Source organism: Limnohabitans sp. Bal53 (assembly GCF_003063355.1).
Taxonomy (GTDB): Bacteria; Pseudomonadota; Gammaproteobacteria; order Burkholderiales; family Burkholderiaceae_C; genus Limnohabitans_A.
On the sequence record NZ_NESH01000002.1, the window covers coordinates 334,144 to 345,953 of the forward strand.

Here is an 11,810-nt window from a genome sequence, read left to right on the forward strand (position 1 = left end):
ACCTCTTATTCGTCTCTTTTACTCAGCAAGGCATAAGGAAATCACATGATTGCCCAAGAATTGGAAGTCAGCTTGCACATGGCCTTTGTTGAAGCCCGTCAGCAGCGCCATGAATTCATCACTGTCGAGCATTTGTTGCTGGCCCTGCTGGACAACCCCAGCGCGGCAGAAGTGCTGCGCGCTTGTGCCGCCAACATCGACGATTTGCGCAAAGCCTTGAGCAATTTCATCAAGGACAACACGCCCCAAGTGGCGGGTACCGAGGAGGTGGACACCCAGCCCACCTTGGGGTTCCAGCGCGTAATCCAGCGCGCCATCATGCATGTGCAGTCCACCGGCAACGGCAAAAAGGAAGTGACCGGCGCGAATGTGCTGGTGGCGATCTTTGGTGAAAAAGACTCGCACGCCGTGTACTACCTGCACCAGCAAGGCATCACGCGTTTGGATGTGGTCAACTTCATCGCTCACGGTATTCGCAAGAGCGATCCGCCCGAAGCCACCAAAGCCGACGCACCCGCCAGTTCTGAGGCGGAAGAATCCAGCGGTGGTGAACGCAATGAGAAAGCCTCGCCTCTGGAGCAGTTCACCAACAACCTGAACCAGGCCGCCAAAGACGGCAAGATCGACCCGCTGATTGGCCGTGAATACGAAGTCGAGCGCACGATCCAGATCTTGTGCCGCCGCCGCAAAAACAACCCACTCTTGGTGGGCGAAGCCGGTGTGGGTAAAACCGCCATTGCTGAGGGCCTGGCCTGGCGCATCACGCAAGGCACGGTGCCTGACATCCTGGCCGAAGCCACGGTGTATTCGCTCGACATGGGTGCGCTGCTGGCGGGCACCAAATACCGGGGTGATTTTGAGCAGCGCCTCAAAGGCGTGCTCAAGTCGCTCAAGGACAAACCCAACGGCATTTTGTTCATCGACGAAATCCACACCCTGATCGGTGCGGGTGCGGCTTCTGGCGGCACGCTGGACGCATCCAATTTGCTCAAGCCAGCCCTGTCGAGTGGCCAACTCAAGTGCATCGGCGCCACCACTTTCACCGAATACCGTGGCATCTTCGAAAAAGACGCTGCTTTGAGCCGACGCTTCCAAAAAGTGGACGTGGTCGAGCCGACGGTTTCCGAGACGGTGGACATCCTCAAGGGCCTCAAGAGCCGCTTTGAAGACCATCACAGTGTCAAGTACACGATCGCCGCTTTGCAGGCTGCGGCTGAGTTGTCGGCCAAGTTCATCAACGATCGTCAACTGCCCGACAAGGCGATTGATGTGATCGACGAAGCCGGTGCCGCCCAGCGCATCCAGGTGGCGTCTAAGCGTAAAAAGACAATTGGCAAATCGGAAATCGAAGACATCGTTGCCAAAATCGCCCGCATCCCCCCGGCCAATGTGTCCAACGACGACCGCAGCAAGCTGCAGACCATTGAGCGCGACCTCAAATCGGTGGTGTTTGGTCAGGACAAGGCGCTCGAAGTGCTGGCTTCTGCCGTCAAGATGGCCCGCTCGGGCTTGGGCAAGACCGACAAGCCGATTGGCTCCTTCTTGTTCTCGGGTCCCACCGGCGTGGGCAAGACCGAGGCGGCCAAGCAACTGGCCTACATCATGGGCATCGAGCTCATCCGCTTTGACATGTCCGAGTACATGGAGCGTCACGCGGTCAGCCGCCTGATCGGCGCGCCTCCGGGCTACGTGGGCTTTGACCAGGGCGGCCTTTTGACCGAAGCCGTGACCAAGAAGCCGCATTGTGTGCTCTTGCTCGACGAGATCGAAAAGGCCCATCCGGACATCTTCAACGTGCTGCTGCAGGTCATGGACCACGGCACTTTGACCGACAACAACGGGCGCAAGGCCGACTTCCGTAACGTGATCATCATCATGACCACCAACGCGGGTGCCGAGACCATGAACAAAGCCACCATTGGTTTTACCAACCCGCGCGCTGCCGGAGACGAAATGGGCGACATCAAGCGCCTGTTCACGCCCGAGTTCCGCAACCGCCTGGACGCCATCGTGAGCTTCAAGCCGCTGGACGAGCAGATCATCTTGCGCGTGGTGGACAAATTCCTGCTGCAACTGGAAACCCAGCTGGGCGAGAAAAAGGTCGAAGTCACCTTCACCGACGCCTTGCGCAAGTTCTTGGGCAAAAAGGGCTTCGATCCGCTCATGGGCGCTCGCCCCATGCAGCGCTTGATCCAGGACACCATCCGCAAGGCCTTGGCCGACGAGTTGCTGTTCGGTCGCTTGACCGATGGTGGTCGTTTGACCGTCGACATCGATGCCAAGGACGAGGTGCTGCTGGACATCACGCCCAACCCCAAGAAGGAAAGCCGCTCTTCACGCTCTGAGCCCGCCGAGCCTGAAGAAGCCACAGCGGGTTAAACCGCTTGGACCCACTTGCCACCCCTTGGGGGCAAGAGATGCAAAAAAGGCCCGTCAGGGCCTTTTTTGTGGGTTGCAGTTGAAGGGATGACCTTGTGCGAGCCCTTACCTGCGCCGACCACCACCCAACAAGCTGCCCAGCACGCCGCGCACGATTTCACGGCCAATGGCCGAGCCCACGGTGCGCACGGCACTTTTGACCACCAGCTGCGCCACGCCATCACGTTGCCCCCCACGAGGCCCGGTGCTGCCAAACAGCATGTCAGACAAGCCGCCCATCAGGCCGCCGCTGGCAGGGTCTGCTGCTGCCGGTGCTTGGCCCGGCAAAGGGTTGTTGCCGCTGGCTTGGCCGGATACCGTGCCCTGGCTCTTGATCCGTTCATAAGCCGACTCCCGGTCCTGGGCTTGCTCGTACACCCCGGCCACCAAAGATCCCTGAACCAGCGTCTGGCGCTGGGCGGGGGTGATGGGTCCCAACTGGCTGCCCGGCGGCAGCACAAATACCCGCTCGGTTTCGCAGGGGCGGCCCTTGTCGTCCAAAAAGCTCACCAAGGCCTCGCCCACGGCCAGCTCGGTGATGGCCGCTTCGATGTCCAGACCCGCTTTGGGGCGCATGGTTTGAGCAGTCGATTTCACGGCTTTTTGGTCGCGTGGGGTGTAGGCACGCAGTGCGTGCTGCACCCGGTTGCCCAGCTGGCCCAGCACGCTGTCGGGAATGTCCAGCGGGTTTTGCGTGACGAAGTAGACTCCCACACCCTTGGAGCGCACGAGGCGCACGACCAGTTCGATGCGCTCGACCAGGACCGCAGGCGCGTCTTTGAAGAGCAAATGCGCCTCGTCAAAAAAGAACACCAATTTGGGTTTTTTCGGATCGCCAATCTCGGGTAAGACCTCGAACAACTCCGACAGCATCCACAGCAAGAAGGTGGCGTACAGGCGCGGCGAATTCATCAGTTTGTCGGCCGCCAAGATGTTCACCACCCCCAGGCCCTGCGCGTCGGTTTGCATGAAGTCTTCGATGTTGAGCATGGGCTCGCCAAAGAACTTGTCGCCGCCCTGGGTCTCGATTTGCACCAAACCGCGCTGGATCGCCCCGATGCTGGCGGCGCTGATGTTGCCGTACTCGGTGGTGAACTGTTTGGCGTTGTCGCCCACGTACTGCAGCATGGCCCGCAGGTCTTTCATGTCCAGCAGCAGCAAACCGTTGTCGTCAGCGATCTTGAACACCAGGTTCAGCACCCCGGCTTGCGTGTCGTTCAAGCCCAGCATGCGGGTCAGCAACAAAGGCCCCATGTCGGAGATGGTGGCGCGCACCGGGTGGCCTTGCTCGCCAAACACGTCCCACAAAGTGGTGGGGCAGGCCAGAGATTCGGGCAGCGCAAGCCCCCGGTCTTGGAGCACAGCGGCCAGCTTTTCGCCGATCTTGCCCGCTTGGCTGACCCCGGTCAGGTCGCCTTTGACGTCGGCCATGAAGACCGGCACCCCCAAGCGAGAAAAGCTTTCGGCCAGGGTTTGCAAGGTCACGGTTTTGCCCGTGCCGGTGGCCCCGGTGATCAGGCCGTGGCGGTTGGCGAGACCTGGCAGCAGGTGACACTGCGCCTGGGCATTTTGAGCAATCAACATGGGATCAGCCATCGAAAATCTCCTCCCCGGAGTGAAAAGTAAAATCCAACCTCTAGGTTAAATCAACATTCAAGGAATTCCCGATGGCTGGCCACAGTAAATGGGCAAATATTCAGCACCGCAAGGGCAGACAAGACGAAAAAAGGCAACGTATTTGGACCCGTGTGGTGCGTGAAATCATGGTCGCAGCCCGCACGGGTGGGGGTGATGTCAGTGCCAATCCTCGCTTGCGTCTGGCCATCGAAAAGGCCAAGGCTGCCAACATGCCAGCCGACACGATCAAGCGCAACGTGGACAAAGCCACGGGCAACCTGGAAGGCGTGAGCTACGAGGAAATCCGTTACGAAGGCTATGGCATTGGGGGCGCTGCCATCATTGTGGACACGATGACCGACAACCGGGTGCGCACCGTGGCCGAAATGCGCCATGCCCTGAGCAAGCACGGCGGCAACTTGGGCACCGAGGGTTCGGTGGCGTTTCAGTTCAAGCACTGCGGTCAACTGTTTTTTGCCCCCGGCACTTCGGAGGATCGGGTCATGGAGGTGGCCTTGGAGGCTGGCGCCGATGACGTCCTCACCGACGAGGAGGGTGCGATCGAAGTCCTGACGACACCCGCTGATTTTGAAGCCGTGAAAAATGCGCTGGAGGCCGCTGGGCTAGTGGCCGAGATGGCTGAAGTCACCTGGCGCGCCGAAAATTCTGTGTCCTTGTCCGGCGACGAAGCGGCCAAAATGCAAAAATTATTGGATATATTGGAAGACTTGGACGATGTGCAAAACGTTTTCCACAACGCCGAATTTGAAGATTAAGGAAGTTGGATGAAAGTATTGGTAGTCGGCAGTGGTGGCCGTGAGCACGCCATGGCTTGGAAGCTGTCGCAGTCGCCCAAAGTACAGCAGGTCTTCGTGGCACCCGGTAACGGTGGCACGGCCAAAGACAAAAACCTGGTCAATGTGCCGATCACCGAGGGTGCAGCATTGCGCCAGTGGGCCATCGACAATGGGATCGGTTTGACTCTGGTGGGCCCCGAGGCCCCCTTGGCCGCAGGCATTGTGGACGATTTTCGGGCGCATGGCCTGCGCATTTTTGGCCCCACGCAGGCTGCTGCTCAGCTCGAAAGCTCCAAGGCTTTTTCCAAAGCCTTCATGAAGCGACACGGTATTCCCACCGCCGAATTTGAGACCTTCACCGATGCGGCTTCGGCGCACGCCTACGTGGACCGCCAAGGCGCACCCATCGTGGTCAAGGCAGACGGCTTGGCGGCGGGCAAAGGCGTTGTGGTGGCCATGACACTGGCCGAAGCCCATGAGGCGATTGACTTCATGCTGCTGGACAACGCGCTCGGTGTGGCGCACAACGCAGGCGGCGCACGTGTGGTGATCGAAGAGTTCTTGCAAGGTGAAGAAGCCAGTTTCATGGTGCTGTGCGATGGCAAAAACGTGGCAGCCTTGGCCACCAGTCAGGACCACAAACGCTTGCTGGATGGCGACAAGGGCCCCAACACCGGCGGCATGGGTGCGTACTCGCCTGCGCCCGTGGTCACGGCTGAGGTGCACGCCCGCGCCATGCGCGAGGTCATCTTGCCCACCATCCGCGGCATGGACAAAGATGGCATCAACTACACCGGATTTTTGTATGCGGGCCTGATGATCGACCCGCAAGGCCGCATCAAGACCCTGGAATTCAATTGCCGCATGGGTGACCCCGAAACCCAACCCATTTTGATGCGTATGAAGTCAGACTTTTTGGAGGTTTTGTTGGCCGCAACGTCAGAAGGTTTGGGTCAATTGGAAATGGAATGGGACCGACGCGTGGCGCTGGGTGTGGTCATGGCTGCAGCCGGTTACCCACTCCACCCACGCAAGGGCGATGCCATCACCGGGCTGCCTAAGGACCAGGACGATGCCATGGTGTTCCATGCGGGCAGCACCGAAAAAGAGGGCCAAATCCTGACTTCGGGGGGGCGTGTTCTGTGCGTTACTGCACTGGCCGATTCGGTCAAGCAGGCGCAGCAAAAAGCCTACCAAACCGCCAGCCCGATTGCCTTTGACGGGATGCAGATGCGCCTGGACATTGGTTATCGCGCGATCAAAAACTGAAGCACCTGACACGCATGAGCCCCTTGACCCGCCATCCTGTGACCTTCAAGGGCTCCCGTCTGGCCCGTTGGATTTTGAAAATGTTGGGTTGGCGCGTGGACTTTGAGGGCTTTCCCTCCCGGCAAGGCGTGGCCATTGTCTACCCGCACACCAGCAATTGGGATTTTCCGATTGGCATGCTCGCCAAGTGGGCGCTGGGCATTCCGGCGCACTTTTGGGGCAAGGATTCCCTGTTCAAATTCCCGGTGATCGGCGCTTGGATGCGCTATGTGGGCGGCATCCCGATTGACCGCAGTTCATCTCGCGGCGTGGTGGGCCAGATGGTTCATGTGTTCGATCAGCACAAACAAAACGACCAACTGCTCTGGCTGGGCCTGGCCCCGGAGGGCACACGCAGCCTCACACCGGGCTGGCGCAGCGGCTTTTACCAATTGGCCCTGGGCGCGCAAGTACCCCTGGCACTCGTCAAGCTGGACTGGGGTCAGCGCTGCTTCAGTGTGGTCGATTTTTACGATTTGACTGGCGACGTCGAGTGCGATTACGCCCACATGGCCCAAGTCTTTCAGGGTGTCAAAGGCTTCCACGAAAACCAGATGGGACCCATACTCCCCTGGAGTCCGGGCCAATCTGTGGATGCCACCCGTCTCAAACCTTGAAGATTTTTTGAACCTTTTCAACGCCACATCCACCATGAGCACCCCCTTTGAACTCGGTACTGTCAAAAACTACCTGCTGGGCTTGCAGTCCCGCATCACCGGGGCCTTGACCGACCTCGACGGCACCCCTTTTCTGACCGATGCCTGGCAAAAAGACCCGGGTGAAAAACTTCAGGGCAATGGCATCACCCAGATTCTGGAAGGCGGCCCGATTTTTGAGCGGGCTGGTTGCGGTTTTTCTCACGTCACGGGGCCTCAGTTGCCGCCCTCGGCCACCCAGCACCGCCCTGAGTTGGCCGGTTCGGCCTTTGAGGCCATGGGGGTGTCCCTGGTCTTTCACCCGCGCAACCCCTATGTGCCCACAGTGCACATGAACGTGCGCATGATCGCTGCCAAGCCTGAGGGCAGGGCGCCTGTGGCCTGGTTTGGTGGCGGCATGGACCTGACACCTTATTACGGCTTTGACGAAGATGCGGTGCATTTTCACCAGTCGTGTAAAGACGCTTTGAGCCCGTTTGGCGAGGCCTTGCACCCACGTTTCAAAACCTGGTGCGACGATTATTTTTGCAACAAACACCGCCATGAGCAGCGTGGTGTGGGCGGCATTTTCTTTGACGACTTTTCCGAGCTGGGCATGGACCAAAGCTTTGCCATGCTTCAAAGCGTGGGCGATGCTTTGCTGACGGCCTACATGCCCATTGTGTTGCGCCGCAATGACACGCCCTATGGCGAGCGCGAGCGAGACTTTCAGCTCTACCGACGTGGCCGGTATGTGGAGTTCAACCTGGTCTGGGACCGGGGCACACATTTTGGTTTGCAGTCTGGTGGCCGCACCGAATCGATCCTGATGTCCATGCCGCCTGAGGTTCGCTGGTCATATCAGCGCCAAGACGATGTCGGCTCGCCCGAAGCGCGCTTGCTCAGCCATTTTCTGGTGCCCAAGGATTGGGTTTGAACCTGCCATCCTCCGAGCAAAACGCCCAAGCCTATGTGCAGCGCTTGGGCGTTTTTGGCGGAGCGTTCGACCCGCCACACCTGGCCCATGTGGCCCTGGTTGAAGCGGCCGTGGCGCAGTTGCAACTCGACCAAGTGCGCGTGTTCCCCACGGGCCAAGCTTGGCACAAACCGCGCAACCTGAGCGATGCCGAACACCGCTTGGCCATGACGCGTCTGGCCTTTGCGCATGTGCCCCAAGTGGTGGTGGACGAGCGCGAAATCCTGCGCACTGGACCCAGCTACACGGTGGATACTCTCAAGGAGTTGCAGACCGAATATCCGCAGGCTCAGCTCTATTTGCTGCTCGGAGATGATCAGCGGCGGTCCTTGCCTGCATGGCACCAAATCGATGAAATTGGGCGCATCGCTATAATCTGCGCCGCAGGCCGTGACATGGCCGTGCGTGCCTGGAACGAAGAATCAGGCGTTGCACCCACCACCCCTCCCCTTTCTGACACGCTGCAAGCGCGCATTCGCACTCTGGACATGCCGCTGATGCCACACAGTGCCACGGACATCCGTGTGCTGGCGGCCACAGAGCAGGCCCTGACGGGCCTGGTATCCCCCGCTGTTGAGCGCTATATTCACGAACACCACCTTTACAGGCCCCATTGATGACCGAAAACGCTGCCAAAAAAGACATCCAGAAACTCCAGCGGGCCATTGTGGACGCTCTGGAGGACGTCAAGGCTCAAGAAATCCAGGTGTTTGACACCGAACACCTGTCCTCGCTGTTTGAGCGGGTCATCATCGCCTCGGGCACCTCGAACCGCCAAACCAAGGCGCTTGCCGCCAGTGTGCGCGACAAAGTGCGCAACGCCGGATTTGGCAAGCCCCGCATCGAGGGCGAAGACAACGGCGAATGGATCATTGTGGATTGCGGCCAGGCTGTGGTGCACGTCATGCAGCCGACCATCCGCACTTATTACAACTTGGAAGAAATTTGGGGCGGAACGCCCGTGCGCCTGAAGTTCGGTGCGCCCAAGCCGGCAACTACGGCCGAGGTCAAGGGCCACATCCAGAACTCGGTGGCGAAAAAAGCCACGGGCAAAGCAGCTGCCAAATCAACAGCAGCGAAAACACCCGCAGCCAAGAAGTCTGCCGCTCAACCCGCTGCCAAATCTGCAGCCAAGCCCAAACCGGCTTTGAAGGCACCCGCCAAATCCACCAAACCAGCGGCCAAGGCGCCAGCCAAAACCACGGCCAAACCCGCTGCGAAAACTGCAGCCAAAACGGCCGCCAAATCGACCACTAAAGCGACCAGCCCCACCAGCAAGCCCACGGTAAAGACAGTGGGCAAGCCCACGGCCAAGCCTGCCGCCAAGACTGCCGTCAAAGCGGCGGCCAAGTCGGCAGCTAAACCGGCAGCCAAAAAGGCGCCTGCGCGCAAGGCTGTGCAAGCAACCACCCGCCGTAAAGCCGACTGATCCTGCATGAAGCTGCTGATCGTTGCGGTCGGCCTGCGTGTGCCCGATTGGGCGCAGACCGCTTGGGACGACTACGCCAAACGCTTTCCGCCTGAGCTCAAGGTTGAGCTCAAGGCCGTGAAAACTGAGCCCCGGGGCTCCAAAACCCTGCCCAACCTGTATGCGGCCGAGCGCCAGCGCATTGAAGCGGCCATTCCGCGCGGCACCCGCATCGTGGTGCTTGATGAGCGCGGCACCAACCTCACCACCCAGGCCTTGGCCACGCGCTTGACAAGTTGGCAGCTCGGCGGGGACGACGTGGCCTTGGTCATTGGTGGCCCCGACGGACTTGAACCAGAATTCAGGCAAGCAGCCCATGAGCGGATCCGCTTGTCGGACATGACCTTGCCCCACGCCATGGCCCGGGTACTCTTGATCGAGCAGCTCTACCGTGCCTGGTCCATCAACGCCAACCACCCCTACCACCGCGAATGAGTGACTTCATTTACCTCGCCTCTCAAAGCCCCCGGCGCAGCCAGCTGCTGGACCAAATCGGTGTGGCTCATCGGTTGCTCTTGGCCGGGCCTGACGAAGATGCCGAGTCCCTGGAAGAGGTGCGCGGCGCGGAAGCGCCTGCACGGTATGTGGCGCGTGTGACAGGGCTCAAACTCGACGCCGCCGTGCAGCGCATGAAGCGCCAGGGCTTGCCTGCAGCGCCCGTGCTGTGCGCCGACACCACCGTGTGCCTAGGGAGGGATATTTTGGGCAAACCGGCAGATGAGGCCGATGCGGTGCGCATGCTCAAGCGTCTGGCGGCTCAAAACCACCGTGTGTTGACGGCCGTGGCGGTGCAAAAAGGGGCCAAGCGGGTTTCGGCGGTTTCGGAGTCTTGGGTGCGCTTCGCGCCCATGACCACCGCGCAAATCCGTGCCTACGTCGCGACAGGCGAGCCCATGGGCAAAGCCGGTGCTTACGGGGTGCAAGGCAGGGCGGCTGCCCATATTGAGCAGATCCGGGGCAGTTATTCAGGCATCATGGGTTTGCCGCTGTTCGAGACTGCTGCGTTGTTACGCACCTTGGGCATGCGCTGTTGAGCGTTCGTGCATGCCAAGGCGCTGCTGATGCCCTGGCGTTTTCCACGTTGTTATTCTTTTTTCCCATCTCATGCCCACCATGCAACAAGATATTTTGGTCAATTGGTCGCCCCAGGAAATCCGGGTCGCGGTGGTGGAGTTTGGCGCGGTGCAGGAGTTGCATGTCGAGCGAACGCTTGAGCGAGGTCTGGTGGGCAATGTTTACCTGGGCAAAGTGGCCCGCGTTTTGCCAGGCATGCAATCGGCTTTCATCGACATTGGTCTGGACAAAGCGGCCTTTTTGCATGTAGCCGATGTTTGGCAAAAGCATGCCGAAGGCGAGGCTGCAGCCGCCCGCACGGGCCAGCCTCTGGTGCCGATTGAAAAGCAGGTGTTTGAGGGCCGCGCCATCATGGTGCAGGTCATCAAGGACCCCATGGGCACCAAAGGTGCCCGTTTGTCCACACAAATCAGCATCGCGGGCCGCCATCTGGTGTTTTTACCGCAGGACGACCACATTGGCGTGTCTCAGAAAATTCCGTCTGACCAGCGCGATGCGCTGCGCCACAGGCTGCAGGCCTTGGTGGGCCCGGCCGGCGGTGGCTTCATTTTGCGCACCAACGCCGAGGACTCCAGCGACGAAGAGTTGAGCGAGGACATCGCTTACTTGCGCAAGACTTGGGCCCGCATCAAAGAGGCTTCGCTGCGCCTGCCTCCCACCTCGATCCTCCACCAAGACCTGACCCTTTTGCAGCGTGTCTTGCGCGATTTGGTGGGTGAGGCGACACAAAGCATCCGTATCGACTCGCAAGAGCAATTCGCCAAACTGAAGGCTTTTGGGCAGGAATTCATGCCCATTGCGGCTGAGCGCTTGCAACTCTACAAAGGCGAGCGCCCCATTTTTGACCTCTATGCCATCGACGAAGAAATCGCCAAAGCCCTGGGCCGACGGGTGGATCTGAAGTCGGGCGGCTACCTGATCATCGACCAGACCGAGGCGCTGACCACCGTGGACGTGAACACGGGCGGTTATGTGGGCGCGCGAAACTTTGAGGACACGATCTTTAAGACCAATCTGGAAGCGGCCCAAGCCATTGCTCGGCAACTGCGCTTGCGCAACTTGGGCGGCATCGTCATCGCCGACTTCATCGACATGGCTCGCCCAGAGCACCAGGACGCGGTCTTGGCCGAGTTCCGCAAACAGCTCTCGCGTGACCGCGTCAAGACCATGGCCGGTGGCTTTTCGTCGCTGGGTTTGCTGGAGATGACGCGCAAACGCACCCGTGAGTCGCTGGCCCACATGCTGTGTGAACCTTGCCCCAGCTGCCAAGGCAAGGGCATCGTCAAGACGCCGCGTTCGGTGGTGTACGACATCTTGCGCGAGATCCTGCGCGAGGCGCGTCAGTTCAACCCGCGCGAGTTCCGCATCGTGGCCGCCTCGGCGGTCATTGATTTGCTGCTGGACGAAGAAAGCCAGCACTTAGCGGGTTTGTCGGACTTCATTGCCAAGCCAATTTCGCTGCAGGTCGAGGCGTCCATGGGGCCGGAGCAGTACGACATTGTGTTGCTTTGATTCGG

11 protein-coding genes are annotated in these 11,810 nt (G+C 59.9%); 10 read left to right on the forward strand and 1 reads right to left on the reverse strand.

The annotated features are described in order from the left end of the window. Positions 1–45 precede the first annotated feature (45 nt). Positions 46–2,379: an ATP-dependent Clp protease ATP-binding subunit ClpA gene (gene clpA / locus B9Z50_RS06530; RefSeq protein WP_108362859.1), complete on the forward strand. Its 2,334-nt coding sequence runs from the start codon at positions 46–48 to the stop codon at positions 2,377–2,379. Between the two features lie 105 nt (positions 2,380–2,484). On the opposite strand, the gene B9Z50_RS06535 is transcribed toward clpA, so the two are convergent. Further along, positions 2,485–4,014: a helicase HerA-like C-terminal domain-containing protein gene (locus B9Z50_RS06535; protein ID WP_108362860.1), complete on the reverse strand. Its 1,530-nt coding sequence runs from the start codon at positions 4,012–4,014 to the stop codon at positions 2,485–2,487. 71 nt (positions 4,015–4,085) lie between these two features. Here B9Z50_RS06535 and B9Z50_RS06540 point away from each other — a divergent pair, with 71 nt between their 5' ends. From B9Z50_RS06540 to rng, 9 genes are all read left to right on the forward strand, one after another. Further along, complete coding sequence (locus tag B9Z50_RS06540) at positions 4,086–4,811, forward strand: YebC/PmpR family DNA-binding transcriptional regulator (RefSeq protein WP_108362861.1); 726 nt, start codon at positions 4,086–4,088, stop codon at positions 4,809–4,811. 9 nt (positions 4,812–4,820) lie between these two features. Continuing rightward, positions 4,821–6,101 (forward strand): phosphoribosylamine--glycine ligase, encoded by a 1,281-nt coding sequence (purD, locus tag B9Z50_RS06545; RefSeq protein ID WP_108362862.1) that lies wholly within the window; start codon positions 4,821–4,823, stop codon positions 6,099–6,101. Between the two features lie 14 nt (positions 6,102–6,115). Next, the gene (locus B9Z50_RS06550; RefSeq protein ID WP_108362863.1) at positions 6,116–6,757 is read left to right on the forward strand and encodes a 1-acyl-sn-glycerol-3-phosphate acyltransferase; all 642 of its coding nucleotides are present in this window, start codon (positions 6,116–6,118) and stop codon (positions 6,755–6,757) included. 34 nt (positions 6,758–6,791) lie between these two features. Continuing rightward, complete coding sequence (gene hemF, locus B9Z50_RS06555) at positions 6,792–7,712, forward strand: oxygen-dependent coproporphyrinogen oxidase (RefSeq protein WP_108363627.1); 921 nt, start codon at positions 6,792–6,794, stop codon at positions 7,710–7,712. After that, positions 7,709–8,368, forward strand: coding sequence for a nicotinate (nicotinamide) nucleotide adenylyltransferase (nadD, locus tag B9Z50_RS06560; RefSeq protein WP_108363629.1), 660 nt, complete (start codon positions 7,709–7,711; stop codon positions 8,366–8,368). The genes hemF and nadD overlap by 4 nt, the downstream gene beginning before the upstream one ends. Continuing rightward, positions 8,368–9,180, forward strand: coding sequence for a ribosome silencing factor (gene rsfS, locus B9Z50_RS06565; protein WP_108362864.1), 813 nt, complete (start codon positions 8,368–8,370; stop codon positions 9,178–9,180). The genes nadD and rsfS overlap by 1 nt, the downstream gene beginning before the upstream one ends. A gap of 6 nt (positions 9,181–9,186) precedes the next feature. Next, on the forward strand, positions 9,187–9,654 hold the full coding sequence (gene rlmH / locus B9Z50_RS06570; RefSeq protein WP_108362865.1) for a 23S rRNA (pseudouridine(1915)-N(3))-methyltransferase RlmH: 468 nt from the start codon (positions 9,187–9,189) through the stop codon (positions 9,652–9,654). Continuing rightward, a complete protein-coding gene (locus tag B9Z50_RS06575; RefSeq protein WP_108362866.1) occupies positions 9,651–10,253 on the forward strand; it encodes a nucleoside triphosphate pyrophosphatase in 603 nt (200 codons plus the stop codon). The genes rlmH and B9Z50_RS06575 overlap by 4 nt, the downstream gene beginning before the upstream one ends. Positions 10,254–10,332: 79 nt before the next feature. Next, entirely contained in the window at positions 10,333–11,805 is a 1,473-nt protein-coding gene (gene rng / locus B9Z50_RS06580; RefSeq protein ID WP_108363631.1) for a ribonuclease G, read from the forward strand. The last annotated feature ends 5 nt before the right edge of the window (positions 11,806–11,810 follow it).